The sequence below is a fragment of the Paraburkholderia kirstenboschensis genome (assembly GCF_032806925.1).
Taxonomy (GTDB): Bacteria; Pseudomonadota; Gammaproteobacteria; order Burkholderiales; family Burkholderiaceae; genus Paraburkholderia; species Paraburkholderia kirstenboschensis.
The window spans coordinates 4,060,602-4,085,556 of record NZ_CP136513.1 but is presented as its reverse complement, the minus strand read 5'-3'; the positions used below and the strand labels follow the sequence as shown (position 1 = coordinate 4,085,556).

Genomic DNA, 24,955 nt, shown 5'->3' with positions numbered 1-24,955 from the left:
ACCATGCCCGCTTATCAGTTACCTAAACGCCGCCGCATTTTTTTAATGCGTCACGGCGACGTGACTTACTTTGACGACTCAGGCCGCACGATCGATCCCGAAACGGTACCGCTCAACGCCAATGGCCGCGAGCAGGCGAGCGCGGCGGGCCGCGTGTTCGCAGAGCAGCAGGTTCGGTTCGATCGCGTGATCGTGAGCGGCTTGCCGCGCACTGTTGAAACCGCGCAGCGCGTGCTGGCCGAGACGGGTCAGCAGGTCACACTAGAAATCGAGCCTGCATGGCAGGAGATTCGCGGCGGCAAGCTGCGCCATATTCCGTTGGAGGATATCGAGGCCGCGTTTCTCGGTGTGTTCGACGGCATCGTGCCGGAAAGCACGCGCTTTCTCGACGGCGAGACGATCGGCGAGTTGTTCGATCGCGTGCTGCCCGCCGTGGCGGCACTTCGCGAGGACACCTCGTGGGACACGGTTCTACTAGTGCTGCATGGCGGCGTGAATCGCGCGATCCTGTCGCATGCGCTTACCGCGGGCGGACGCACTTTTTTCGGCCATCTCGCGCAGGCGACCGGCTGCATTAACGCGCTCGACGTCGGCGCAGCACCGCGCGACTGGGTGCTGCGCGCGATCAATTATTCGCCGCCGTCGCCGCTGCATCGCGACATCCGAAATACGACGATGGAAATCCTCTACGCACAATTCATCCAATACACGCGTAGCTGAACTCAAACCGGAGGAGACACATGGTGCAAGCCACACAAAGCGGCGAGCCGGAACAGCAAGCGGACTACTCAGCCTTCGAGGGCACGCGCCCGGTCAATGAGCGGCAGCGCTTCGACGGCGAAGCGCTCGCCGCCTGGCTCTCGCAACATGTCAATGGATTCTCCGGACCGCTTACGGTCGAGCAGTTCGCCGGCGGCCAGTCGAATCCCACATTCAAACTGGTCACGCCGTCGCGAGCTTACGTGATGCGCGCAAAGCCTGGACCGGCGGCAAAGTTGTTGCCGTCTGCACACGCGGTCGAGCGTGAATACCGCGTGATGCATGCGCTCGCCAACACCGACGTGCCTGCCGCGCAAATGCTCGCCCTGTGCGAGGACGAGAGCGTGATAGGCCGCGCATTCTATGTGATGGAGTTCGTCGATGGCCGCGTGCTGTGGGACCAGTCGCTGCCAGGCATGACTGCCGGTGAACGAAGCGCAATCTACGACGAGATGAACCGCGTGATTGCAGCGCTGCACAGTGTCGATCCGTCGAGCGTGGGGCTTTCGGACTACGGCAAGCCGGGCAATTATTTCGCGCGTCAGATCGGCCGCTGGAGCAAGCAGTACCTTGCGTCCGAAACCGAGCCTATCGACGCAATGCAGCGCCTGATCGAATGGCTGCCGCAGCACATGCCGACCGAATCCGGCGAGCGCGCGTCGATCGTGCATGGCGACTACCGGCTCGATAACCTCGTCTTCGATCGCGAGGAACCGAAAGTGCTTGCCGTACTCGATTGGGAACTGTCCACGCTAGGCGATCCGCTTGCCGACTTCGCCTATCACTGCATGGCGTGGCATGTCGATCCCGCGCAGTTTCGCGGCATCGCAGGTCTCGATTGGGCGGTGCTCGGCATTCCCGACGAACAGCAGTACGTCGAGCGCTATTGCAAGCGCACCGGCTTTGAAATTCACGGCGACTGGAATTTCTACCTCGCGTACAACATGTTCCGGATCGCCGCGATTCTGCAGGGAATCATGAAGCGTGTGGTCGACGGCACTGCGGCCAGCGCGCAGGCGCTAGACGCCGGCCGGCGTGCGAAGCCGATGGCCGAACTCGCCTGGCAATATGCGCAGAAAGTGCGTTGACCGCGCTCGAGTACGCTTGAACACGCTTAGAGACTTTTGAGCACGCCTGCGCTCAGTAAACAGCGCCCACATTAAATTTCGTCCGTTATCCGCGAGGTCCATAGATGAATTTCGATTACACGCCGAAAGTTCAGGCATTGCGCGAAAAACTGCTCGCCTTCTTCGACGAGCACATTTACCCGAACGAACAAGCGTTCTATGCGGAGATTGCGCAAAACCGGCAGAACGGCAACGCATGGCAGCCGACTGAACTGATCGAGCAACTCAAGCAGAATGCGCGCGACGCGGGCTTGTGGAATCTGTTCCTACCCGACTCGGTGCGCGGCGCCGGATTGACCAACCTCGAATATGCGCCGCTCTGTGAAATCATGGGCCGGGTGCCGTGGGCGCCGGAGGTGTTCAATTGCAATGCACCCGACACCGGCAACATGGAAACGATCGAGCGATACGGCAGCGAAGAGAACAAACGCGAATGGCTCGAACCGCTTCTGCAAGGGCAGATTCGTTCCGCCTTTCTGATGACGGAGCCGGAAGTCGCGTCGTCCGATGCCACCAATATCCAGACCAGCATCGTGCGCGATGGCGACTACTACGTGATCAATGGCCACAAGTGGTGGTCTTCGGGCGCGGGCGATCCGCGCTGCAAGATTTATATCGTGATGGGCAAGACCGATGCCGAGGCACCGCGCCATCAGCAACAGTCAATGATCCTGGTGCCCGCCGACGCCACAGGCGTCACGGTACACCGCCCTCTTTCCGTTTTCGGCTACGACGACGCACCGCATGGCCATATGGAAATCACGCTCGACAATGTACGCGTGCCTGCGACCAACATGCTGCTCGGCGAAGGCCGCGGCTTCGAGATTGCACAAGGACGTCTCGGACCGGGACGCATCCACCATTGCATGCGTCTGATCGGACTTGCGGAGCGCGCGCTCGAATTAATGTGCAAACGCTCGATGCAACGCGTCGCGTTCGGCAAGCCCGTTGCCATGCAAGGCGTCACGCAGGAACGCATCGCCGAGGCGCGCTGCATGATCGAACAGGCACGGTTGCTCACGCTCAAAACCGCATACATGATGGACACCGCCGGCAACAAGGGCGCGCGCGGTGAGATCGCGATGATCAAGGTTGTGGCGCCGAATATGGCGTGTCAAGTGATCGACTGGGCCATTCAGGCGCACGGCGGCGGCGGCGTCAGCGACGACTTCCCGCTGGCTTACGCTTACGCATCCGCGCGAACCTTGCGCTTCGCCGATGGTCCGGACGAAGTGCATCGCAATGCAATCGCGAAACTCGAGCTCGCGCGTTACATCGAGCCTGGCGCGGCGGCTGTGGAGACGCCGGCTGCGCGCGCCTGACGACGTCTTGCTCGAACTTCGTTTCGAGTACTGCTGGCAAGCGCGCATGTGTGGCGCCGCCAGCATCATCGTGCGATCTATGCTCTAATTTTCGTCAAGCGCGGCGCTCCTCGGGGCGCCGCTTTACAGAACGAAAGGAGCGAGGATGATCGACGTCTATAGCTGGGCGACCCCGAACGGCCACAAGGTTCATATCATGCTCGAGGAGACGGGACTCGAGTACGCGGTGCACGCAGTGAACATCGGCGCTGGCGATCAATTCAAGGCCGAATTTCTCGATATCAGTCCGAACAACAAGATTCCCGCCATTGTGGATTCCGAGGGTCCGCGGAGCGCGGACGGCAAACCGTTCGCGTTGTTCGAGTCCGGCGCGATCCTGATTTATCTCGCCGAGAAAGCGGGCCGCTTTCTGCCGACCGATCCGGCTGCGCGCTATTCCGTACTGCAATGGCTGATGTTTCAGATGGGCGGCCTCGGTCCGATGCTCGGACAGACACACCACTTCCGTGTCTACGCGCCCGAGCCGATCGAGTACGCGATCAACCGCTATACGAACGAAACGCGGCGCCTGTATGGCGTCATGGACAAGCAGCTTGGCAAGACCCAGTACCTCGCCGGAAACGACTATACGATTGCGGACATCGCTTCGTTCCCGTGGACCCGCTCGTGGCAAAACCAGGGCATCGAACTGGACGCGTTTCCGAATGTGAAGCGATGGCATGAGGAAATCGCGGCGCGCCCGGCGGTTGTACGCGGCGTCGAAGTGCTGGCGTCCGCTCGCAAGCCGCTAATGGACGACAAGGCTAAAGAAGTGCTGTTCGGCGCGACGCAATACGCGAAGCACTAGAGGTTGAGGTATGGGGCGGCAACATGGCAAGCACCCGTGAGCCGGCGAGGCGTGCCGTTCACGCCGCCTTTTCATACCGACTGCGGGGCGTCAAAAATAGTGGCGAGTGATGAACTCAGCGACGCACACCGGCCGCTCGCTGCCCTGCCGCTCCAACGTGACATTCCACACCACTTGCACGCCAGCATTATCCACGTCGGCAACGGACGCGACGGCGAACTGTGCGCGCAATTGCGAGCCGACGAGTACCGGCGAAGTAAACCGCACGCGATTCAACCCGTAGTTCACGCCCATCCGTTGTTCGAGCCGTACCGTTTTTGCCAGCAGTGCGGGGATCAGCGAGAGGGTCATGAAGCCGTGCGCAATCGCGCCGCCGAATGGCGACTCGCGCCGCGCCCGCTCCGGATCCACGTGAATCCATTGGTGGTCGCCGGTGGCTTGCGCGAAACGATCGACGCTCGGCTGATCGATCGTCACCCAGTCGCTAACGAGCGGCGCCGCTCCGACAAGCGCACGCAACGCCGCGGCATTCCGAAACGCGGTAGCCGGTGGCGTACTCTCCATTGTCACGACGCAGCGCCCGGATTGCGCAGTCCGAACATTCCTTTGGAGCGCACCGTAACGACCGTCTCGCCATGCTGGTTGATGCCCGCCCATTGCGTGGACACAATGCCCCGATCGGGTTTGCTTTCCGAGATGCGCTTGTCGAGCACGGAATTCGTCATGGTGATCGTATCGCCGACGCGCACCGGTTTGAGCCAGCGTATTTCGTCGATGCCGGGCGATCCCATCGACGTGGAGTCCGCCAGCGCGTTACGCACCAGCATGCCCATCATGACCGAACACGTATGCCAGCCGCTCGCCACCAATCCGCGAAACGGCGACGCCTCAGCCGCGGCCTCGTTCAGATGGAACGGCTGCGGATCGAACTTCTCAGCGAATTCGACGATCTCCTCGCGCGTGAAAGTATGCTTGCCGATCTCGGTCGTCGAGCCGACCGTCATGTCCTCGTAACTCAAAGCCATCGCTCTATCTCCTTGCGGGTCGATTGAATCGGTCACTCAAACTTCGGTGCTGGCAAAACCGGGCAGCGCGGCGAACCGCGCGAGGTGATGATCGACATCGCCCAATGTGGTTTCAATAATCGCGAGACGTTTGAACAGATGCGCGGCCGCGACCTCGTTCGTCACGCCCATGCCGCCATGCAACTGAACCGCCTGCTGGCCGACGAAACGGGCCGCTTGCCCCACGCGTACTTTCGCGGCAGAGATCGCGCGGCGGCGCTCATCGGCGGCTTCGCTCGAATAGCGCATTGCGGCCAGGTAGGTCACCGAGCGCGCCTGCTCGGCGTGAATCAGCATCTCGACCATGCGGTGCTGCAATGCCTGAAAGCGCGCAATCGGCTGGCCGAACTGCTGGCGCGTTTTTGTGTAGTCGACGGTTGCGGCGTTCAATGCATCGAGCGCGCCGACCGCTTCCGCACACAGGAGCAACGTGCCGTAGTCCGCGATGTGCTCCAACGCCGCCGCGCCTGAGTGCTGGCCGCTTAAACGGCGTGCGGGGGTGCCGTCGAATTCGAGCGTCGCCGCGCGTTGTCCGTCGATGGTTCGGTAATCGGTGACCTTCACGCCTGCAGCGTCGCGCGCCACGATGAATAGCGCGATCTCGCCACTCGAACGCGCGGGCACGATCCAGTAATTCGCCTGCGCACCGTGCAGCACGACCGACTTCGTGCCGGTAAGCGTGTGCTGCTCGCCTTGCGAGGTCGCGGCTGTCGCAATCTCGAACAGATCGTAGCGCGCATGCGGTTCGTGAAACGCCACGGAGAGCTTGATCTCGCCCTGGGCCGCGCGCTCTAGCAGCGACGCGTCCTCGCCCTGCCCCGTGCCGGCAAGACGCAGTGCCTCGATGCCAACTGCGGTGGCCCGGTAAGGCTCGACCACCAACGCACGACCGAGCTCCTGCATGACGACCAGCATATCGACGGCTCCGCCATTGAAGCCGCCTTGGGCCTCCGGCACCGGCAATGCCGTCAAGCCCAATTCCGTGAAGGCTGCCCAATGCGTTTCGGAAACCCCCGCATCCGATCGCACGATCGCCTGGCGCACCTCGAAGCCGTAGTTCTTGTCCAGATAGCGGCGCAGCGCGTTGGCAAGTTGCTGTTGCTCGTCGTTGAAAGTGAAGTCCATGCGCCGCTCCTCAAAGTCCGAGAATCATCTGCGCGATGATGTTCTTTTGAATTTCGTTCGAGCCGCCGTAAATCGACGTCTTGCGGAAGTTGAAGTAATACGCGGCCAACGGCGCAGCGTCGTCATCTCCGGCGATGCTGTGGTCGCACTCGCCTTCGAGGAACGGTACGTCAAAGGGAGCGGCAAGAGGGCCCACAGCTTCGAACATGAGCTCGGTCAATGCTTGCTGCACCTCCGTGCCCTTGATCTTCAGCATTGACGCCTCCGGTCCTGGTCCGCGTCCGCCCGCTTCATTAGCGACCACGCGTTGCACGGTGACCTCAAGCGCCATCAGTTCAATTTCGAGATTCGCGACTTTTGCACCGAATACCGGGTCGTGCAATAGCGGCTTGCCATTCTTGTTCCGGTGGAGCGCGAGACGCTTAAGAAAAACCAGTTCGCGCTTGGATTGACCGACGCGTGCGATTCCGGTGCGCTCATGTCCCAACAGATATTTCGCGTAAGTCCAGCCGCGATTTTCCTCGCCGACCAGATTTTCGACGGGTACTTTCACGTCTTCAAAGAAGACTTCGTTGACCTCATGGTCTTCGTCGAGCGTGATGATTGGCCGTACCGTGATACCCGGCGTTCTCATGTGGATGAGCAGGAATGAAATGCCCTCCTGCTTTTTCGCGCCGCTGTCCGTGCGCACGAGGCAGAACATCATGTCCGCGTGCTGCCCCAGCGTGGTCCACGTCTTCTGGCCATTGACCACGTAATGGTCGCCGACACGTTCGGCGCGTGTTCGCAGCGACGCGAGGTCGGAACCGGAGCCAGGCTCAGAGTAGCCCTGGCACCACCAGTCGGTGCCGTCGAGAATGCGCGGCAAGTAATAGCGTTTCTGCGCGTCGCTACCGTACTTCATGAGAACGGGCGCAACCATCGACACGCCGAACGGCAATACCGTCGGCGCGCCGACACGCGCGCACTCTTCGTCCCAGATGTGCCGCTGGGTCGCGTCCCAACCGGGGCCGCCATACTCTTTGGGCCAAGCCACAGCCGACCAGCCCCGCGTGCCTAGCAGCTTGTGCCAGCTTGCGAAGTCTTCACGGTTCAAACGCTTATGGTCGAGTACCTTCTCGCCCAGTTCGCGAGGCAGGTTGGCTTCGAGCCAAACGCGGATTTCGGCGCGGAACGCCTTTTCAGAGGGGGAATAGTCCAGATTCATACGTAGTGTCTCCTGGCCGCCACCGCCCGCCGCCAGAGAGCCACTGCGCTATTGCAGAGGTTCCTTCAAGGCAGCCGGGACGGGCAACGGCATCACTTCGATGCCTTCTTCGATCAAAGCTCGCGCGTCTTCTGGTGTCGTGACACCGCGAATATTGCGTGCGGGCGCTTCGTTGTAGTGAATGCGCCGCGCTTCCTCAGCGAAGCGGTCGCCCACGTTCTCAGTCTTTTCCAGTACCTCTCGCAATGCGCGCATGACACGCGCCTGCAATTCGCCGGGCGCCGCCGGCACCTTTGTTTCGGTCGCACCGGACAGATTGAGGCGCGGGGCCGACGGCAAACGGCTCACCTCGTTCGCGCCGCAAATTGGACATTCGACCAGCTTGCGAGACTGCTGCGATTCGAAGTCATCAGCCGAAGCGAACCAGCCTTCGAACCGATGGCCGTGCGGACACTGTAAATCGAGGACCTTCATGTGGAATCAGGGCTTGCGTGCCAGTTTAGCGCAAATCAAATATTTGTGAACGGTCGTTCGTAAAAACTTCATACGCGGTGCGCCGCGATCAGGCGCTGCCGGGGAGATCAGCCGTGGTGGGCGATTTTAACGCTTTGCGCAAACTGCTGCCGAAGGTCCGATACCTCGGAAAGCGCCAATTCAACGCCAGACCACAGGCGGCGCTCCGCGCCGCGATGGGTCTGCCGGCGAAGCTGCGTTGCCGTCCCGGCTCATTGCCGGAATCAAGCCACGAGGCATTCCAGTCGCCGGTTAAGCCGTGGCTCAAGTCCTCGTGCCTCTTTGGCCAGGTTGATCTGTTTGGCAGATCTGGCAACGTCGAATACGTCCGCCTTGATGTCGTAGCCGCCGCGCGAGTTCAGCCAGTCAAGCACGTCTGACAGATGCCAGACCGACGCACTTCCCTCATGCACTGGCGGAGGAAATTCGACCGCATGGCTCAGCATCAGCTTGCGCATGTTTTGTCGCGACACGCCGGCAATCTCCGCTACGTCGGTTAGTCCCACAAAGTCCGGGCCTGCCTCGACCAGTTGTGCCGACGGCACCGCCTTCTTAACGTCGCCGAGCGCGCTGACCAGCGCCTCAAGCGCGGACGCCCCTTCACGCGAGAACACCAGCGCGAGCCGCCCCGGTTGCCCCACGCCGACCGTGGCGTCGTCACACCCCGCTTCACCCAACCTCTCGACGATCGCCTCAAGATCGCAGTCTTGCGCCGCGAGCTTGTACTTCAACGTAAATGTATATTCCATTTGCTACTCCTGCTTGTTCAGCCAAGACCTTGCCATTCAACGTTTGCTAACGGTGCGCCGTGCAATTGTCGACAACGCGCCGCAAGTGTCTGGCGTGATTGACGGCATTCTTCGGCGTACTCCATATGCTCGAAATGCAGAATTCTCCGCAGCGACACTCCGCCTCTTTATAAGGGCAATACATTTTTCCCCAGGCGTGGCCCTTTCCGCCGCCCTGTATGCGCCACCCACGCCGTTCGGCATATGCCAACGCGGCCTCTATCTCTTTCTTAGCATGGGTTCCACGAACCATCCTGCCCTCCAATTTAGTACTCGCGACGCAGGTTGTCAAGTGACAACCTGCGTTACCTTGCCCGACTCAAGCGCCTTATATGCTTCGTTATCCGAAACATTTGATCGCTGAGGAAGTTTTCGGAGATCCATACTAAAGTTACTACGGCGATGAAGCGAGACAGCCGGATGGCATAAGACAAAGGCGTTTTGTTCAGACACCACGCAAGATTCTGAGGCCTGGTGGCACTTCACCACGAAAAAGCCCCCGCCGGTCACCGACCGACAGGGGCTTTATGAATGCGACGCAAGCGCCCGCCTGCGCGCTCGATGGCGAAGGACTATTTCGACTGCGCCTGCGCGAGCGGCCAGGCGCCCGACAACACCTTTTCAAGCCAGAACGTGCCGATCACCGTTTTCACGTCGGTGATCTTGCCGGTCCGTACCCACTCCGACACTTCGGGAACCGTCGCAGTAAAGAGTTCAAGGAACTCGCCGTCGTCGAGCTTGCGCTCGCCGGCCGTGAGGCCACGCGCAAGGTAGATGTCGATGAACTCGGTGGAATAGGAAATGATGGGATGAACGCGCGTCAGGTAGACGTACTCACGCGCCGTGTAGCCGGTTTCTTCACGCAACTCGCGCACCGCGCAAGCCAGTGCGCCCTCGTCCGGATCGAGCTTGCCGGCCGGGTATTCGACCATAACCTTGCCCATCGGATAGCGATACTGGCTCTCCAGCAGCACACGGCCGTCGTCGAACATGGGAATCACCATCACGGCGCCCGGATGCTGCACGTATTCGCGGGTGGCGTGTTTGCCGTCGGGCAGACGAACCGTGTCGCACTTGAGCGTCAGAAACGGCCCTTGATGAACCGTTTTGCTCTCGACACAAGTCTCGGTGAGGACGGCGTCGTGATCGGGAAGTTCAGCCATATGCGGACCTCGGAACAGCGTGGTGCGCGACGGCGAGACGCCGTCAGCGGCGTTTGACGAGATACTGGAAGGTGAAGCCGGGGAACGCGAACACAACGAATAGCGCGAATGTGATCGCGTAGAACTGCCAACCCTGTTCGAAGCGATTGCCCGCGCGCGCTTCAAGCAAAAAACCCAACGCGCCGACCACGAAGTACAGCACGATCAGTTCGGCAATCCTGATCCATCCGCTTTTCTTCGCCGCCTTGAGCGGCACGGCGGCGAAGAGTCGCTGATTCAGGAACGGCAGGTTGGCACCGACGAGCGCCAACAGCACGATAAACCAGCCAGCAGCGGACATCAGAACGACAGTGTGTGCTGAATAGCCTGCAGGCAAGCCTTCAACAGCGGGTCGGGCACGATACCGAGCACCAGCACGGCAACACCATTGAGCGCGAGCAACGCGCGGGTGCCCGTATCGGCCACGATCGCCGATTTGTCTTGCGGCTCGTCGAAATACATCAGCTTGACGATACGCAGGTAGTAGAACGCACCGAACAGCGACGTGATCACGGCAAGCACCGTCAGCCAGGTCAGGCCCGCGTTCATGGTGGCCTGCAGGACTGCGAGCTTGGCGTAGAAACCGACCGCGGGCGGAATGCCGGCAAGCGAGAACATCATGACCATCATCACGAACGCGAACACCGGGCTGCGTTGATTCAGGCCCTTGAAGTCCTCGAGTGTGTCGGCTTCGAATTCGCGGCGTGCGAGCAGCATGATGACGCCGAACGTACCCATTGTCGTGATCAGATAGACGATGCTGTAGTACATCGCCGAGCCGTACGCGCTGGCCGCACCCGTGGTCTTATGGTCGACCACGCCGGCCAGCAGACCGAGCAGCACGAAGCCCATGTTCGAGATTGCCGAGTACGCGAGCATGCGTTTGACGTTGCGCTGCACGATACCGGTGATATTGCCGACGATCAGCGAAAGCGCCGCCAGGATCACCAGCATTTGCTGCCATTCGACGGCGAGCGGCAAGAGGCCCATCACGAGGAAGCGCAGACCCCATGCAAATGCCGCGACTTTCGGACCACCGCCGACCAGCAGCGTCATGGCCGTCGGCGCGCCCTGGTACACGTCAGGCACCCACATGTGGAACGGCACGGCACCCATCTTGAATGCGACGCCCGCGACGATGAAGATCACGCCGAACAGCAGCACGCTCGGGTCGTAATGGCTCTGCCCGATTGCCTTGAAAACCTCGTTCAGGTCGAGCGAGCCGGTCGCGCCGTACAGCATTGAAATGCCGTAAAGCAGGAAGCCGGAAGCCAGCGCGCCGAGCACGTAGTACTTCATCGCAGCTTCGTTCGACGGCGCAGCTTCGCGACGAAGCGCGATCACGCCATACAGCGACAGCGACATCAGTTCCAGACCCAGGTACAGCGTCAGGAAGTTGTTGCCGGAGATCATGACGAGCTGCCCGAGCAACGAGAACATGCCCAGCAGGAAGAACTCTCCGCGGAACAGGCCGCGATCTTCGAGGTAGCGGCGCGAATACACGATCGTGACGGTGTAGCCGAGCGTCACCACCGCTTTCATCAGGCTCGCGAACGAGTCGACCACGTACATGCGGCTGAAGAAGTAGTGCACCGACGGGTCGAACGCATTGACCGCGAACCAGATGCCGGCGACGAGCGTCGACAGGATCGCGATGAAGTACGTGGTACGGCGACCGGCCTGGCCGACGAACGTGTCGTTGAGCCACGCGACGACAACGGCGAGCATCACCAGCGCGTCGGGCAACAGGGCAGTCATAGGGGCGTTTTGCATGGTCTTTAATTCCTCCGCTCTGCGTTACTGAGACAACGGCAGCTTGGACTGCGCAACGTGGGAGAGGAGGTTTTCCACGGATACGTGCATCACATCGGTAAAGGGCTTCGGATACAGGCCCATGAACAGTGTCAGTGCGGCAAGCACTGCCAGCATGAAAAACTCGCGGCGGCTGATGTCGACAAGGCTCTTCACGTGGTCGTTCGCGACCGCGCCGAAGTACACGCGCTTGTACATCCACAACGTATAGGCCGCGCCGAGAATCAGGGTGACAGCCGCGCCGCCCGCGATCCAGAAGTTGTACTGGACGGCAGCCAGAATCACCATGAATTCGCCGACGAAACCGGAGGTGCCCGGCAAGCCGCAATTCGCCATCGAGAACAGCATCACGAAGGCCGCGAACTTCGGCATGACATCGACGACGCCGCCGTAATCCGCGATCTGACGCGAGTGCATGCGGTCGTACAGCACGCCGATGCTCAGGAACATTGCGCCCGACACGAAGCCGTGCGAAATCATCTGGACGATCGCGCCTTCAACGCCGAGCTGATTGAAGATGAAAAAGCCGAGCGTGACGAAGCCCATGTGCGCGATCGACGAATACGCGACCAGCTTCTTCATGTCGGTCTGCACCATCGCGACGAGACCGATGTAGATCACCGCGATCAGCGACAGCGTGATGACGACCGGCGCGAGAAAGTGGCTAGCGTCCGGCGCGATCGGCAGCGAGAAGCGCAGGAAACCGTATGCGCCGAGCTTGAGCATGATCGCCGCCAGCACCACCGAGCCGCCCGTCGGCGCTTCGACGTGAGCGTCAGGCAACCACGTATGAACCGGCCACATCGGCACCTTCACGGCGAATGCCAAGAAGAACGCTATGAATAGCAGCACCTGCGGCGTCATCGCGATCTGTGCATGCTGCCAGGTCGCGAGGTCGAACGTGCCAGTCTGGACGTACAGATACAGCAGCGCGACCAGCATCAGCAGCGAACCCATCAACGTGTACAGGAAGAACTTGAACGCCGCGTACACGCGGTTCGCCCCGCCCCACACGCCGATGATGATGTACATCGGGATCAGCGTCGCTTCGAAGAACACGTAGAACAGCATGCCGTCGGCCGCGCTGAACACGCCGACCATGATGCCCGACAGGATCAGGAACGACGCGAGATACTGGCCCACGTTCTTCGTGATCACTTCCCACGCGGCGATCACAACGATCACGGTGATCAACGCGGTCAACACGACAAACCACATCGAAATGCCGTCGACGCCAAGGTGATACGTAATGTTGAATCGTTCAATCCAGTTCGCCTTTTCGACGAACTGCAGATCTGCGCTGCTCGAATCAAAACCGGTGATCAGCGGGATCGTCACGATGAAGCTGGCGACCGAGCCGATCAGCGCGACCCAGCGCGCGGGGCCCGGGTTCTGGTCAGAACCGATGGCCAGAACCAGCAGGCCAAAAAGGATCGGCAACCAGATGGCGATACTGAGAATCGGATAAGCGTGCATTAGTGTCCCTCGCCTTATTTGCCGCCGAGCGTTACAAACAGGGTCAGGAGCCCCAACATGCCGATAATCATGGCGAACGCGTAGTGATAGATGTAGCCGGATTGGAGGAAGCGGATCACGCCGGCGAACCAGCCGATGAAGCGTGCGCTGCCATTGACGATACCGTCGATCACGACGACGTCGCCTTCCTTCCAGAGACCACGGCCAATTGCCACGGCGCCCCGCGCGAACACGACTTCGTTGATCTTGTCCATGTAGTACTTGTTGTCGAGCAGCGTGTAAATCGGCCCAAATGCGCGCTTGATGGTAGCCGGCAAGTCAGGACGAACGAGATACAGGAACCACGCGACGACGACACCCGCGAGCGCCAGCCAGACCGGCAGACCCGCCACCGAGTGCAGCCCCATCGCCGCCCAGCCGTGGAACTCTTCCGCCATTTCATGCAATGCCGGATGGTTTTCGCCGATGAAGATCACCTTGTCGAACGCCACGCCGTGCTGGAAGAAGTCGCCGAACAGCATGGGACCGATTGCGATTGCACCGATCACGACCGAAGGAATCGCCAGCAGCACGAGCGGCACCCACACCACCCAAGGTGTTTCATGCGGCTCGTGAGCGTGACCGTGGTCGTCGTGACCATGACCGTGCGCGTCGTGCCCGTTGCCATGAGCGTGTGCCGCGGCTTCCGCGCCCATCGGCGAATCCGGATGCTTCGGATCGCGGAAGCGCTCCTTGCCGTGGAACACCATGAAGTACATACGGAACGAATACAGCGCGGTGACGAAGACGCTGGCCACCACGGCGAAGTATGCGAAGCCCGAACCCGGCAGATGCGACAGCTTCACCGCGTCGATGATCGAGTCTTTCGAATAGAAGCCTGAGAAGAACGGCGTGCCGATCAGCGCGAGCGAACCGACCAGCGACGTGATCCATGTAATCGGCATGTACTTCCGCAGGCCGCCCATGTTGCGCATGTCCTGATCGTGGTGCATACCGATGATCACCGAACCAGCGCCGAGGAACAGCAGTGCCTTGAAGAACGCGTGCGTCATCAGGTGGAAGACGGCGACCGAGTAAGCCGACGCGCCGAGCGCGACCGTCATGTAGCCGAGCTGCGACAACGTGGAATAAGCCACCACACGCTTGATGTCGTTCTGGACAATCCCCAGAAAGCCCATGAAGAGCGCGGTAATCGCACCGATCACCATCACAAACGACAGCGCCGTATCCGACAGCTCGAACAGCGGCGACATGCGCGTGACCATGAAGATACCGGCCGTCACCATGGTTGCCGCGTGAATCAGTGCGGAAATCGGCGTCGGGCCTTCCATCGAATCGGGCAGCCACACGTGCAGCGGAAACTGCGCCGACTTACCCATTGCGCCGATGAAGAGACAAATACAGGCCACCGTCAGCAGGCCCCAGTCGGTACCGGGAAAGCTCAATGCCGCGAGTTCAGTGCGCTTCGCAAACACGTCGCCGTAGTTCATCGAACCGGCAAACGCGAACAGCAGGCCAATACCCAGCAAAAAGCCAAAGTCGCCGATGCGGTTCACGATAAACGCCTTCATGTTCGCGTACACCGCGGACTGACGCGTGAAGTAGAAGCCGATCAGCAGATACGACACGAGACCCACCGCTTCCCAGCCGAAGAACAGTTGCAGGAAGTTGTTGCTCATCACGAGCATCAGCATCGAGAACGTGAAGAGCGAGATATACGAGAAGAAGCGCTGATAACCGTCGTCGTCGGCCATGTAGCCGATTGTGTAGATGTGCACCATCAGCGATACGAAGGTCACGACGCACATCATCATCGCCGTGAGCGAATCGACGAGGAAGCCGACCTCGAACTTCGTCTTGCCGATCGCCATCCATTCGTAGACGGTCGCGTTGAAGCTCGCGCCGTCCAGCACCTGGAAGAACACCATCATCGACAGCACGAACGAAATCGCAACGCCGAGAATCGTGACCGAGTGCGCACCCGCGCGCCCTACCGCCTTGCCGAACAGCCCAGCAATCAGGGAACCGGCCAGCGGTGCCAGCGGAATCGCTAGCAGCAGGTTTTCATTGAGTATCGTGGACATAACCGCTTTTCCTGAGATTAACCTTTGAGCTGATCGAGATCTTCGACATTGATCGTGTCGAGGCTACGGAACAGGGTCACCAGAATTGCGAGCCCGATCGCCGCTTCCGCTGCCGCAACCGTCAGCACAAAGAAGACGAAAATCTGGCCATGCACGTCGCCGAGGTAATGCGAGAACGCGACGAAGTTGGTGTTCACCGCGAGCAGCATCAGTTCGATCGCCATCAGGATGATGATGACGTTGCGACGGTTCAGGAAAATGCCAACGACGCTGATCGCAAAGAGAATCGCGCCGAGCACAAGGTAATGAGCAAGGGTCAACATGGTTTCTATCTCCTGTCCGCTCAGCTGTTCTTGGCAGATGCCGAGTCGGCCGCTGCCGCCGCTGCTGCGGCTTCTTCGGCCGCGACGGTCGCCGCGCTCTTTTCCGACGGCATCTTGACGACGCGCACGCGGTCCTGGGCACGCACCTTCACCTGCTGGCTGATGTTCTGGCGTTTGCTGTCCTTCTTGTGGCTCGTGGTCAGCGCGATTGCCGCGATGATCGCCACCAGCAGCACGAGTCCGGCGACTTCGAATGCAAAGATGTAGTCGGTGTAGATCACCTTGCCGATCAGGCGGGTGTTCGACCAGTCGCCCATGCCGCTCGCGGCAGCGGTGGTGTCACGCACCACCGTGCTGGTCGCGCCGTAGCCGTGCCACAGGATCAGCGCGGTCTCGAGCACGATGATCGCGCCCACCACCGTGGCCATCGGCACGAATCGTTTGAAGTCCTTGCGCAGCACGTCGATGTTGATGTCGAGCATCATCACGACGAACAGGAACAGCACCATCACGGCGCCCACATAGACCAGCACCAGCAGAATGGCGAGGAACTCGGCTTGCAGAAGCATCCAGATCGCGGCTGCGTTGAAGAACGCCAGCACGAGAAACAGTGCGGAGGACACCGGGTTGCGCGAGGTGATCACCTTCAGCCCTGAAACCACCAGGAGCAGCGCGAAGATGTAGAACAGTACGGTCGTGAATTCCATGATTACCGGTTCATCGTTAGGCCATCGTCAGGCATTTTCTTTGGCACGTGCGTCTGGCAACAGCGTGAATACCGCCAGAACAGCCGCACAGGTGCGCCGTGCCGCGGCACTCAGGCCGCGGCGTTCGGCCCGACAACAGGCCGTGTTACTGCTGCATTTACTGATACCGATGCGCGACTGCCGCACCTACCGCTTCCACATCTGTAACGTTTCAACGATACGGTGCGTCGGCGGCCTTGTTCACGGCGATCTCCGCTTCGTAGCGATCGCCCACGGCCAGCAGCATTTCCTTCGTGAAGTACAGATCGCCGCGCTTCTCGCCGTGATATTCGAGAATGTGCGTCTCGACGATCGAGTCGACCGGACAGCTCTCTTCACAAAAACCGCAGAAGATGCACTTGGTCAGGTCAATGTCGTAACGTGTCGTGCGTCGCGTGTTGTCCTCGCGCGTTTCCGACTCGATCGTGATGGCGAGCGCGGGACACACCGCTTCACACAGCTTGCATGCGATGCAGCGCTCTTCGCCATTCTCATAACGGCGCAGCGCGTGAAGGCCACGAAAACGCGGCGAGATCGGCGTCTTCTCTTCCGGGAACTGCACCGTGACCTTGCGCTGGAACGTATAACGTCCGGTCAGCGCGAGGCCCTTGAGGAGCTCCGTCAGAAAGAAGGTCTTGAAAAAATTTTGGATTGCGGTCATGAGTTCATCCGCCCTTTATTTCCAGATATTCCACGGCGACATGATCCAGAAGCCGACCACCACCAGCCACACCACGCAAACCGGAATGAAAATCTTCCAGCCGAGACGCATGATCTGGTCATAGCGGTAGCGCGGGAACGTGGCACGCGCCCAAATGAACACCGACAGCAGCAGGAAGACCTTGAGGACGAGCCAGAAGATGCCGGGGATAAACGACAGGAACCCGAACGGTGCGCTCCAGCCCCCGAGGAACAGGGTCGACGCCAAGGCCGAGATCACGATCATGTTGATGTACTCGGCGAGGAAGAAGAGCGCAAACGCCATCCCCGAGTAATCGATCATGTGGCCCGCGACGATTTCCGACTCGCCTTCCACCACGTCGAACGGGTGACGGTTCGTTTCGGCGATGCCCGAGATGAAGTACACCACGAACATGGGCAGCAGCGGCAGCCAGTTCCACGACAGGAAGTTCAGGCCGTGCGATGCAAAGAAGCCTTGCTCCTGCGAATTGACAATGCCCGACAGGTTCAGCGTGCCAGCCGTCATCAGGACGACGACCAGCGCGAAGCCCATTGAAATTTCGTAGGAGACCATCTGCGCCGCGGCACGCATGGCGCCGAGGAACGCGTACTTCGAATTCGACGCCCAGCCGGCCAGGATCACGCCATACACGCCGATCGACGAAATCGCGATCGCATACAGCAGACCCGCGTTGATGTCGCCGAGCACCGCGCCCGCCTGGAACGGAATGACCGCCCAGACCGCGAAGGCCGGCACCACCACCATGATCGGCGCGATCAGGTAAATCCAGCGGCTTGCCTGAGCGGGCTGAATCACTTCTTTCAGCAACAGCTTCAGCACGTCGGCGATAGGCTGCAAGAGACCTGCGGGGCCCACGCGGTTTGGGCCGAGGCGGACGTGCATCCAGCCGATCAGCTTACGCTCCCAAAGAATCAGGTAAGCCACGCACAGCAGGATCACGACGGCCACCACCAGGATGCGCACCAATGCCCACACCGTGGGCCATGCCACACCGAGAAGCTGGGTGCCGCCCGAGTTGATCGTATCGAACAAGCTCATTTACGCCTTCTCCACCACCAGTTCACCGAACAGGCTGCCCAGCGCTGCACCGGCAGGCGTAGCCGCCGATACGCGGACGACCGTCTCCGCAAGATTCGCGTCGCGCACGGCCGGCAACTGCACCGATTGCTCGCCCTGGCGCACGCGAACCGCGTCGCCTTCTTTCAAACCCAGTTTGTCGAACAGCGCAGCCGGCAGGCCGACGTTGTTCGCGGCACGCGCCGCGGCGGTCAGATGCAGCGACTCTGCGCGACGGACGAGCGCGTCGGCGTGGTAGATCGGCACGTCGGCGATACGCTCGAACTTGCCTTCCGCCGCCTTGGCCGTCTTGCCGCGAGCAACCGCCACGCCTGTTCTGTTCGACAGACGCGACTGCAGATCGCCGTCGCCGAGAGCGGCTTGGCGAACTTCTTCCGCCGTGTCGTATTCGAAGCCGGGGACGCCCAGCAGGCTACCCAACACGCGCAACACCTTCCATGCCGGACGCGTGTCGCCGAGCGGACGCACTACGCCGTTGAACGACTGCACCGTACCTTCAGCGTTGACGAACGTGCCGGCCGTTTCCGTGAACGGCGCGATCGGCAGCAGCACGTCGGCGTATTCTGCGCCGGTCTGGAACGGCGACATCACGACAACCATCTCAGCTTGCTTGAGTGCCGCCAAAGCCTGAGCCGGATTCGCTGTATCGAATTCGGGTTCGACGTTCAGCAGCAGATAGCCCTTGCGCGGCTGTTCGAACACTTCGCGAGCATTCAGACCGCCCTCGCCCGGCAATGCGTTCACCAGATGCGCGCCGACCGTGTTGGCCGCTTCCGTCATGAAGCCGAGCGTTGCGCCGGTCGCATCCGCGATCCATTGGGCCGCCGCATGAATGACCGCGAAATCCGGATGACGCACCGCACCGTTGCCGAGCAGCACGAGACGGCGTTCGCCGGTTGCAAGCGATTTCGCAACTTCCTTGTCTGTGCTGGTAGCTTGTGCGCCGGAGAAAGCTTCAGGCAGCGCTGTGCCGTTCGCTTGTGAGACCGCCGATGCGATGCCAGCCAGCGTATCGAGCCACGCCGACGGCGCTGCGGCCACGCGCTGGCCTTGCGGAATCAGCGCGTCGTCGCCGGTTGCCTGCACCAGCGTGAGCTTCGCGCCGCCCTTTGCGGCCTGACGCAGACGCGCGGCGAACAGCGGATGATCGCGACGCAGATCGGAACCGATCACCAGCGCCGAGTCGATGTTCGACAGATCCGCAATCGCGGTGCCGAGCCACGGCGTGCCGTTCACCGGAGCCGAGAAATCCGACTGACGCAGACGGAAGTCGACGTTAGGCGTGCCGACCGCTTGCGCGAGTTGCTTCAGCAGGAACAGTTCTTCGACCGTGCTGTGGGCGCTGCCGAGCGCAGCCAGCGCGTTCGCGCCATGGTCGCCCTTGATGCCCTTCAGACCCTTCACCACGTAGTCGAGCGCGGTCTGCCAGTCGGTTTCGACCCACTTGCCGCCCTGCTTCAGCATAGGCTGCGTCAGACGCTCGGGGCTATTCAGGCCTTCGTACGAGAAGCGGTCCTTGTCCGAAATCCAGCATTCGTTGATGGCTTCGTTTTCGAACGGCAGAACACGCATCACGCGGTTGTTCTTCACTTGCACCACGAGGTTCGCACCGACCGAATCATGCGGGCTCACCGACTTGCGGCGCGACAGTTCCCATGTACGTGCGCTGTAGCGGAACGGCTTGCTGGTCAGCGCGCCGACCGGGCACAGATCGATCATGTTGCCCGACAGTTCGGAGTCGACCGTCTTGCCGACGAACGACGTGATTTCCGAGTGTTCGCCGCGGCCCAGCATGCCGAGTTCCATCACGCCGGCCACTTCCTGGCCGAAGCGGACGCAGCGCGTGCAGTGAATGCAACGCGACATTTCTTCCATCGAGATCAGCGGGCCGACATTCTTGTGGAACACGACACGCTTTTCTTCGCTATAACGCGACGACGACTTGCCGTAGCCCACCGCCAGATCCTGCAACTGGCACTCGCCGCCCTGATCGCAGATGGGGCAATCCAGCGGGTGGTTGATCAGCAGGAATTCCATCACGGCTTGCTGGCCCTTCACCGCCTTATCCGACTTGGTGCGCACGATCATGCCAGCCGACACCGGCGTCGCACATGCGGGCACGGCCTTCGGCATTTTCTCGACATCGACGAGACACATCCGGCAGTTGGCCGCAATCGACAGCTTCTTGTGATAGCAGAAGTGAGGAATGTACGTGTCGACCTTATGCGCAGCCTGGATCACCATGCTGCCTTCAGGCACTTCTACTTTCTTGCCGTCTATTTCAAGTTCAACCATGATGGTCAATCTTCCTTAACCTGTTACCGCTCAATCGTTCGCCCCGTTCATCGCCCGTTCAGGCAATGAAATCCCGTGGTTGACGTGTTCTGGTACGTACCTGTCCAGCGTTCCTATGGAGCGCTTAGCCGGTCGCTTACCGGGGGTCGCTTACCGGCGTCGCTTACCGCCCGCTCAGGCAGCCACTGTTTCCGCAGCCGCCGCGGCGCCCGCATGACCGCCGACGAGGCAATGCTTGTGAGCGACGTGATATTCGAATTCGTCCCAGTAGTGCTTGAGCATGCCGCGCACCGGCATGGCCGCTGCATCGCCGAGCGCGCAAATCGTGCGGCCCATGATGTTTTCCGCAACCGAGTTCAGCAGATCCAGATCTTCCGGACGGCCCAGGCCGTGCTCGATACGATGCACGACGCGGTACAGCCAGCCCGTGCCCTCACGGCAAGGCGTGCATTGACCACACGACTCTTCGTAGTAGAAGTACGACAAACGCAGCAGCGAACGCACCATGCAGCGCGTTTCGTCCATCACGATGACCGCGCCCGAGCCAAGCATCGAGCCGGCCTTGGCGATCGAGTCGTAGTCCAGATCGGTCTGCATCATGATGTCGCCCGGGATCACCGGCGCCGACGAACCGCCTGGAATCACCGCCTTGATCTTCCTGCCGCCGCGCATGCCACCAGCGAGTTCCATGAGCGTCGCGAACGGCGTGCCGAGCGGAACCTCGTAGTTGCCCGGACGTTCGACGTCGCCCGAAATCGAGAAAATCTTCGTGCCGCCGTTGTTCGGCTTGCCGATTTCGAGGTAATTCTGCGGCCCGATCGCGAGCAGGAACGGCACAGCCGCGAACGTCTCGGTGTTGTTGATCGTGGTCGGCTTGCCGTACACGCCAAAGCTCGCCGGGAACGGCGGCTTGAAGCGCGGCTGTCCTTTCTTACCTTCCAGCGACTCGAGCAGCGCGGTTTCTTCGCCGCAGATGTAGGCGCCGTAGCCGTGGTGCGCATGCAGTTCGAACGAGAATCCCGAACCCATGATGTTCTCGCCGAGGAAGCCGGCGCGGCGAGCTTCGTCCAGCGCTTCTTCAAAGCGCTTGTAGACTTCCCAGATTTCGCCGTGGATGTAGTTGTAGCCCACGGTGATGCCCATCGCGTACGCGCCGATGGCCATGCCTTCGATTAGCGAGTGCGGATTGAAGCGCAGGATGTCGCGGTCTTTGAACGTGCCCGGCTCGCCTTCGTCCGAATTGCAGACGAGGTACTTTTGCCCCGGGAACTGACGCGGCATGAAACTCCACTTCAGGCCAGTCGGGAAGCCTGCACCGCCACGGCCGCGCAGACCCGACGCCTTGACGTCGGCGATCACCTGCTCGGGCGGAATCTTTTCTTCCAGGATGCGGCGCAGCTGGGCGTAACCGCCGCGCGCCACATAATCTTCGAGATGCCAGTTGTCGCCGTTCAGGCCAGCGAGAATCAGCGGTTTGATGTGACGATCGTGTAAAGACGTCATTTCGAAAGTTCCTCGAGCAGCCGGTCGATCTTCTCGCGGCTCATGAAGCTGCACATGCGATGGTTGTTCACCAGCATCACCGGCGCGTCGCCGCACGACCCCATGCACTCACCTTCTTTCAAGGTGAATTTGCCGTCAGCCGTGGTTTCGCCGAAGTCGATGCCGAGCTTCTGCTTCAGATATTCAGCGGCGCTGTCGGAGCCGCCGTCCGGGCCGAGTTGACACGGCAGGTTCGTGCAGAGCGTGATCTTGTGCTTGCCGACCGGCGACGTCTCGTACATCGTGTAGAAGGTTGCCACCTCCTGCACGGCGACTGCCGGCATGCCGAGATAGTCCGCGACGAACTGCATGAGTTCGGGCGACAGCCAGCCATGCTCTTCTTGAGCAGTGGCCAACGCCGACATCACGGCGGACTGTTTCTGATCGGCGGGATACTTCGCGATCGCACGATCGATTTCTTTCAGGCCTTCAGCTGAGATCATTTTCAGACACGACTCTTTCAATTCCTACCGAACGAAAACCTGTCGCCCACTTCGTGCTGCGACAGACCCGGCGTTCCTTGCTTGACGCGCGCTCCCGGAACTTCCTGAAAGCGCGCGCCGATGATTACGTCCTAGCGATCTACTTCGCCGAACACGATGTCCTGCGTGCCGATGATCGTTACGGCGTCGGCGATCATGTGACCGCGCGCCATTTCGTCGAGCGCGGACAGATGCGCATAGCCCGGTGCGCGAATCTTCAGGCGATACGGCTTGTTCGCGCCGTCCGACACCAGGTAGATAGCAAACTCGCCCTTCGGATGCTCGACGGCGGCGTAAGCCTCGCCTTCCGGTACGTGGAAGCCTTCCGTAAACAGCTTGAAGTGGTGAATCAGTTCTTCCATGTTCGACTTCATGCCCACGCGCGACGGCGGAGCAACCTTGTGATTGTCGATCATCACAGGGCCCGGATTCTTACGCAGCCACTCAATGCACTGTTTCACGATCCGCGTGGATTGGCGCATTTCTTCGACGCGAACCAGATAGCGGTCGTAGCAGTCACCGTTCACGCCGACCGGAATGTCGAAATCGAGCTTTTCATAGACTTCGTACGGCTGCTTCTTGCGCAAGTCCCATTCAATGCCGGAGCCACGCAGCATTGCACCGGACATACCCAGTTGCAGGGCGCGCTCAGGGGTAACCACGCCAATGCCGACCAGACGCTGTTTCCAGATCCGGTTGTCGGTGAGCAGCGTTTCGTATTCGTCGACGCACTTCGGAAAACGCGTGAAGAAATCGTCGATGAAGTCGAGCAACGAACCCTGACGGGTCTCGTTCATCTTCGACAATGCCTTCGCATTGCGAATCTTCGACGCCTTGTACTGCGGCATGGCGTCCGGCAGATCGCGATAGACACCACCCGGACGATAGTAGGCCGCGTGCATCCGTGCGCCGGACACCGCTTCGTACACGTCCATCAGATCTTCACGCTCGCGGAACGCGTACAGGAACACCGCCATTGCGCCGACGTCGAGCGCGTGCGCGCCGATCCACATAAGGTGGTTCAGCACACGCGTGATTTCGTCGAACATCACGCGGATGTACTGGGCGCGCACCGGCACGTCGATGCCGAGCAGCTTTTCGATTGCCATCACATAGCCGTGCTCGTTGACCATCATCGACACGTAGTCGAGACGGTCCATGTACGGCACCGACTGAATGAACGTCTTGGTTTCGGCGAGCTTTTCAGTCGCGCGATGCAACAGGCCGATGTGCGGATCGGCGCGCTGGATGACCTCGCCGTCGAGCTCCAGCACGAGACGCAGCACGCCGTGCGCTGCCGGGTGCTGAGGACCGAAATTGAGCGTGTAGTTCTTGATCTCTGCCATGGCGTTCTCTTAGTGTTTCAGACCGCCATAGCGATCTTCGCGGATCACGCGCGGCGTGATTTCCCGCGGCTCGATCGTCACAGGCTGATAGACGACGCGCTTCTCTTCCGGGTCGTAACGCATTTCGACGTACCCGGTGACAGGGAAATCCTTGCGGAACGGGTGACCAATGAAACCGTAGTCGGTCAGAATGCGGCGCAGGTCCGGATGGCCTTCGAAGACGATACCGTACAGGTCGAACGCTTCGCGCTCGTACCAGTTGGCCGAATTCCAGACGTCGACCACTGAGGGCAGAATGGGCATTTCGTCGTCGGGCGCGAACACGCGAAGCCGCACACGCCAGTTGTTCTGCACCGACAACAAATGCAGAACGGCCGCAAAACGCGGACCGTCATAAGCGCCGTCGGCATAGGTTTGATAGTCGACGCCGCACAGGTCCATCATCTGCTCGAAACCGAGCGAGCGGTCGTCGCGCAGACGCGTTGCCACGTTGAGGTAGTCGCTTGCTTTCACGACGATCGTCAACTCACCGATTGCCTCGGTAGTGCTCAGCAGGAGGCCGCCAAATGCCGCCTCGAGGTTCGCTTTCAGGGTCTCGAGTTTGCTTGCCATATTGTGGGGAGGCGTTGCCTTATTGACGGGCGATTGTGTTAGTGCGGCGAATCTTGGCCTGCAACTGGATCACGCCGTAAACCAGCGCTTCCGCCGTTGGCGGGCAGCCCGGTACGTAGACGTCGACCGGCACGATGCGGTCGCAGCCACGCACTACCGAATACGAGTAGTGGTAATAGCCGCCGCCGTTCGCGCACGAGCCCATCGAAATCACCCAACGCGGCTCGGCCATCTGGTCGTACACCTTGCGCAAAGCCGGCGCCATTTTGTTGCACAGCGTGCCGGCGACGATCATCACGTCCGACTGACGCGGACTCGGACGAAACACCACGCCAAAACGGTCGAGGTCATAACGGGCAGCGCCCGCATGCATCATCTCGACCGCGCAGCACGCAAGACCGAACGTCATCGGCCACAAGGAGCCGGTGCGCGTCCAGTTGATCAGTTTGTCAGCCGTTGTGGTGACAAACCCTTCCTTCAAGACCCCTTCGATACTCATTTGC

Annotated in this window: 26 protein-coding genes; 4 read left to right on the top strand and 22 right to left on the bottom strand. The window is 60.6% G+C overall.

Translation table 11 applies throughout. The annotated features are described in order from the left end of the window. Window positions 1-3 precede the first annotated feature (3 nt). The 4 genes from RW095_RS41010 to RW095_RS40995 all read left to right on the top strand — a co-directional run bounded on the left by RW095_RS41010 (window position 4) and on the right by RW095_RS40995 (window position 4,055). A complete protein-coding gene (locus tag RW095_RS41010) occupies window positions 4-720 on the top strand; it encodes a histidine phosphatase family protein (RefSeq protein ID WP_128584790.1) in 717 nt (238 codons plus the stop codon). A 20-nt stretch (window positions 721-740) separates the two neighbouring features. Beyond that, a complete protein-coding gene (locus RW095_RS41005) occupies window positions 741-1,847 on the top strand; it encodes a phosphotransferase (protein ID WP_317021226.1) in 1,107 nt (368 codons plus the stop codon). A 104-nt stretch (window positions 1,848-1,951) separates the two neighbouring features. Next, a complete protein-coding gene (locus RW095_RS41000) occupies window positions 1,952-3,208 on the top strand; it encodes an acyl-CoA dehydrogenase family protein (protein WP_317021225.1) in 1,257 nt (418 codons plus the stop codon). A 145-nt stretch (window positions 3,209-3,353) separates the two neighbouring features. Further along, complete coding sequence (locus RW095_RS40995; RefSeq protein ID WP_128594728.1) at window positions 3,354-4,055, top strand: glutathione binding-like protein; 702 nt, start codon at window positions 3,354-3,356, stop codon at window positions 4,053-4,055. A gap of 90 nt (window positions 4,056-4,145) precedes the next feature. Here RW095_RS40995 and RW095_RS40990 read toward each other — a convergent pair whose 3' ends face one another. The 22 genes from RW095_RS40990 to RW095_RS40885 form a co-directional block, all read right to left on the bottom strand. Then, window positions 4,146-4,619, bottom strand: a complete 474-nt coding sequence (locus RW095_RS40990) for a MaoC family dehydratase (protein ID WP_317022857.1) — start codon at window positions 4,617-4,619, stop codon at window positions 4,146-4,148. A 2-nt stretch (window positions 4,620-4,621) separates the two neighbouring features. After that, complete coding sequence (locus RW095_RS40985) at window positions 4,622-5,080, bottom strand: MaoC family dehydratase (RefSeq protein WP_128584795.1); 459 nt, start codon at window positions 5,078-5,080, stop codon at window positions 4,622-4,624. 36 nt (window positions 5,081-5,116) lie between these two features. Continuing rightward, window positions 5,117-6,244, bottom strand: coding sequence for an acyl-CoA dehydrogenase family protein (locus RW095_RS40980; protein ID WP_317021224.1), 1,128 nt, complete (start codon window positions 6,242-6,244; stop codon window positions 5,117-5,119). Between the two features lie 10 nt (window positions 6,245-6,254). After that, on the bottom strand, window positions 6,255-7,451 hold the full coding sequence (locus RW095_RS40975) for an acyl-CoA dehydrogenase family protein (RefSeq protein ID WP_317021223.1): 1,197 nt from the start codon (window positions 7,449-7,451) through the stop codon (window positions 6,255-6,257). 48 nt (window positions 7,452-7,499) lie between these two features. Continuing rightward, window positions 7,500-7,925 (bottom strand): DUF1178 family protein, encoded by a 426-nt coding sequence (locus tag RW095_RS40970; protein WP_317021222.1) that lies wholly within the window; start codon window positions 7,923-7,925, stop codon window positions 7,500-7,502. Between the two features lie 263 nt (window positions 7,926-8,188). Next, window positions 8,189-8,713 carry a helix-turn-helix transcriptional regulator gene (locus RW095_RS40965; RefSeq protein WP_128594725.1) on the bottom strand — a complete coding sequence of 175 codons (525 nt, stop codon included), beginning with the start codon at window positions 8,711-8,713 and terminating at the stop codon, window positions 8,189-8,191. A gap of 46 nt (window positions 8,714-8,759) precedes the next feature. Then, window positions 8,760-9,005 (bottom strand): hypothetical protein, encoded by a 246-nt coding sequence (locus RW095_RS40960; protein ID WP_317021221.1) that lies wholly within the window; start codon window positions 9,003-9,005, stop codon window positions 8,760-8,762. A 319-nt stretch (window positions 9,006-9,324) separates the two neighbouring features. Beyond that, on the bottom strand, window positions 9,325-9,915 hold the full coding sequence (locus RW095_RS40955) for an NUDIX hydrolase (protein WP_317021220.1): 591 nt from the start codon (window positions 9,913-9,915) through the stop codon (window positions 9,325-9,327). Window positions 9,916-9,958: 43 nt separating this feature from the next. Further along, a complete protein-coding gene (locus tag RW095_RS40950) occupies window positions 9,959-10,255 on the bottom strand; it encodes a DUF2818 family protein (RefSeq protein ID WP_091795792.1) in 297 nt (98 codons plus the stop codon). Next, window positions 10,255-11,727, bottom strand: a complete 1,473-nt coding sequence (nuoN, locus tag RW095_RS40945) for an NADH-quinone oxidoreductase subunit NuoN (protein ID WP_317021219.1) — start codon at window positions 11,725-11,727, stop codon at window positions 10,255-10,257. The genes RW095_RS40950 and nuoN overlap by 1 nt, the downstream gene beginning before the upstream one ends. A gap of 24 nt (window positions 11,728-11,751) precedes the next feature. Continuing rightward, complete coding sequence (locus RW095_RS40940; RefSeq protein WP_317021218.1) at window positions 11,752-13,242, bottom strand: NADH-quinone oxidoreductase subunit M; 1,491 nt, start codon at window positions 13,240-13,242, stop codon at window positions 11,752-11,754. Between the two features lie 14 nt (window positions 13,243-13,256). Next, window positions 13,257-15,326: an NADH-quinone oxidoreductase subunit L gene (nuoL, locus tag RW095_RS40935; RefSeq protein WP_128594722.1), complete on the bottom strand. Its 2,070-nt coding sequence runs from the start codon at window positions 15,324-15,326 to the stop codon at window positions 13,257-13,259. Between the two features lie 17 nt (window positions 15,327-15,343). Then, a complete protein-coding gene (nuoK, locus tag RW095_RS40930; protein ID WP_013339863.1) occupies window positions 15,344-15,649 on the bottom strand; it encodes an NADH-quinone oxidoreductase subunit NuoK in 306 nt (101 codons plus the stop codon). A 20-nt stretch (window positions 15,650-15,669) separates the two neighbouring features. Then, the gene (locus RW095_RS40925) at window positions 15,670-16,356 is read right to left on the bottom strand and encodes an NADH-quinone oxidoreductase subunit J (RefSeq protein WP_128584806.1); all 687 of its coding nucleotides are present in this window, start codon (window positions 16,354-16,356) and stop codon (window positions 15,670-15,672) included. Window positions 16,357-16,567: 211 nt separating this feature from the next. Continuing rightward, window positions 16,568-17,056, bottom strand: a complete 489-nt coding sequence (nuoI, locus tag RW095_RS40920) for an NADH-quinone oxidoreductase subunit NuoI (protein WP_027776665.1) — start codon at window positions 17,054-17,056, stop codon at window positions 16,568-16,570. A 15-nt stretch (window positions 17,057-17,071) separates the two neighbouring features. Next, window positions 17,072-18,136, bottom strand: a complete 1,065-nt coding sequence (gene nuoH, locus RW095_RS40915) for an NADH-quinone oxidoreductase subunit NuoH (protein ID WP_020069587.1) — start codon at window positions 18,134-18,136, stop codon at window positions 17,072-17,074. Further along, complete coding sequence (nuoG, locus tag RW095_RS40910) at window positions 18,137-20,470, bottom strand: NADH-quinone oxidoreductase subunit NuoG (protein WP_317021217.1); 2,334 nt, start codon at window positions 20,468-20,470, stop codon at window positions 18,137-18,139. It abuts the gene before it with no gap. 174 nt (window positions 20,471-20,644) lie between these two features. Continuing rightward, the gene (nuoF, locus tag RW095_RS40905; protein ID WP_013587777.1) at window positions 20,645-21,973 is read right to left on the bottom strand and encodes an NADH-quinone oxidoreductase subunit NuoF; all 1,329 of its coding nucleotides are present in this window, start codon (window positions 21,971-21,973) and stop codon (window positions 20,645-20,647) included. Then, window positions 21,970-22,455, bottom strand: coding sequence for an NADH-quinone oxidoreductase subunit NuoE (nuoE, locus tag RW095_RS40900; RefSeq protein WP_128584808.1), 486 nt, complete (start codon window positions 22,453-22,455; stop codon window positions 21,970-21,972). Before nuoE ends, nuoF begins: the two co-directional genes overlap by 4 nt. A gap of 131 nt (window positions 22,456-22,586) precedes the next feature. Then, a complete protein-coding gene (locus RW095_RS40895) occupies window positions 22,587-23,840 on the bottom strand; it encodes an NADH-quinone oxidoreductase subunit D (protein WP_128584809.1) in 1,254 nt (417 codons plus the stop codon). 9 nt (window positions 23,841-23,849) lie between these two features. Beyond that, window positions 23,850-24,452, bottom strand: coding sequence for an NADH-quinone oxidoreductase subunit C (locus RW095_RS40890; RefSeq protein WP_317021216.1), 603 nt, complete (start codon window positions 24,450-24,452; stop codon window positions 23,850-23,852). A gap of 19 nt (window positions 24,453-24,471) precedes the next feature. Beyond that, window positions 24,472-24,951 (bottom strand): NuoB/complex I 20 kDa subunit family protein, encoded by a 480-nt coding sequence (locus RW095_RS40885; protein ID WP_006052903.1) that lies wholly within the window; start codon window positions 24,949-24,951, stop codon window positions 24,472-24,474. Between the last annotated feature and the right edge of the window lie 4 nt (window positions 24,952-24,955).

What these genes read in the sequence shown, in the direction of transcription:
- RW095_RS40995 (WP_128594728.1), top strand. Translation starts at nt 3,354, where the DNA reads ATGATCGACGTCTATAGCTGGGCGACCCCGAACGGCCACAAGGTTCAT.
- nuoK (WP_013339863.1), bottom strand. Translation starts at nt 15,649, where the DNA reads ATGTTGACCCTTGCTCATTACCTTGTGCTCGGCGCGATTCTCTTTGCG.
- RW095_RS40990 (WP_317022857.1), bottom strand. Translation starts at nt 4,619, where the DNA reads ATGGAGAGTACGCCACCGGCTACCGCGTTTCGGAATGCCGCGGCGTTG.
- RW095_RS41010 (WP_128584790.1), top strand. Translation starts at nt 4, where the DNA reads ATGCCCGCTTATCAGTTACCTAAACGCCGCCGCATTTTTTTAATGCGT.
- nuoG (WP_317021217.1), bottom strand. Translation starts at nt 20,470, where the DNA reads ATGGTTGAACTTGAAATAGACGGCAAGAAAGTAGAAGTGCCTGAAGGC.
- RW095_RS40960 (WP_317021221.1), bottom strand. Translation starts at nt 9,005, where the DNA reads ATGGTTCGTGGAACCCATGCTAAGAAAGAGATAGAGGCCGCGTTGGCA.
- nuoF (WP_013587777.1), bottom strand. Translation starts at nt 21,973, where the DNA reads ATGACGTCTTTACACGATCGTCACATCAAACCGCTGATTCTCGCTGGC.
- RW095_RS40950 (WP_091795792.1), bottom strand. Translation starts at nt 10,255, where the DNA reads ATGTCCGCTGCTGGCTGGTTTATCGTGCTGTTGGCGCTCGTCGGTGCC.
- RW095_RS40940 (WP_317021218.1), bottom strand. Translation starts at nt 13,242, where the DNA reads ATGCACGCTTATCCGATTCTCAGTATCGCCATCTGGTTGCCGATCCTT.
- RW095_RS40970 (WP_317021222.1), bottom strand. Translation starts at nt 7,925, where the DNA reads ATGAAGGTCCTCGATTTACAGTGTCCGCACGGCCATCGGTTCGAAGGC.
- RW095_RS40885 (WP_006052903.1), bottom strand. Translation starts at nt 24,951, where the DNA reads ATGAGTATCGAAGGGGTCTTGAAGGAAGGGTTTGTCACCACAACGGCT.
- nuoL (WP_128594722.1), bottom strand. Translation starts at nt 15,326, where the DNA reads ATGTCCACGATACTCAATGAAAACCTGCTGCTAGCGATTCCGCTGGCA.
- RW095_RS40975 (WP_317021223.1), bottom strand. Translation starts at nt 7,451, where the DNA reads ATGAATCTGGACTATTCCCCCTCTGAAAAGGCGTTCCGCGCCGAAATC.
- RW095_RS40955 (WP_317021220.1), bottom strand. Translation starts at nt 9,915, where the DNA reads ATGGCTGAACTTCCCGATCACGACGCCGTCCTCACCGAGACTTGTGTC.
- RW095_RS41000 (WP_317021225.1), top strand. Translation starts at nt 1,952, where the DNA reads ATGAATTTCGATTACACGCCGAAAGTTCAGGCATTGCGCGAAAAACTG.
- nuoE (WP_128584808.1), bottom strand. Translation starts at nt 22,455, where the DNA reads ATGATCTCAGCTGAAGGCCTGAAAGAAATCGATCGTGCGATCGCGAAG.
- RW095_RS40985 (WP_128584795.1), bottom strand. Translation starts at nt 5,080, where the DNA reads ATGGCTTTGAGTTACGAGGACATGACGGTCGGCTCGACGACCGAGATC.
- RW095_RS40980 (WP_317021224.1), bottom strand. Translation starts at nt 6,244, where the DNA reads ATGGACTTCACTTTCAACGACGAGCAACAGCAACTTGCCAACGCGCTG.
- RW095_RS40890 (WP_317021216.1), bottom strand. Translation starts at nt 24,452, where the DNA reads ATGGCAAGCAAACTCGAGACCCTGAAAGCGAACCTCGAGGCGGCATTT.
- nuoI (WP_027776665.1), bottom strand. Translation starts at nt 17,056, where the DNA reads ATGACCGCAATCCAAAATTTTTTCAAGACCTTCTTTCTGACGGAGCTC.
- RW095_RS40925 (WP_128584806.1), bottom strand. Translation starts at nt 16,356, where the DNA reads ATGGAATTCACGACCGTACTGTTCTACATCTTCGCGCTGCTCCTGGTG.
- nuoH (WP_020069587.1), bottom strand. Translation starts at nt 18,136, where the DNA reads ATGAGCTTGTTCGATACGATCAACTCGGGCGGCACCCAGCTTCTCGGT.
- nuoN (WP_317021219.1), bottom strand. Translation starts at nt 11,727, where the DNA reads ATGCAAAACGCCCCTATGACTGCCCTGTTGCCCGACGCGCTGGTGATG.
- RW095_RS40895 (WP_128584809.1), bottom strand. Translation starts at nt 23,840, where the DNA reads ATGGCAGAGATCAAGAACTACACGCTCAATTTCGGTCCTCAGCACCCG.
- RW095_RS41005 (WP_317021226.1), top strand. Translation starts at nt 741, where the DNA reads ATGGTGCAAGCCACACAAAGCGGCGAGCCGGAACAGCAAGCGGACTAC.
- RW095_RS40965 (WP_128594725.1), bottom strand. Translation starts at nt 8,713, where the DNA reads ATGGAATATACATTTACGTTGAAGTACAAGCTCGCGGCGCAAGACTGC.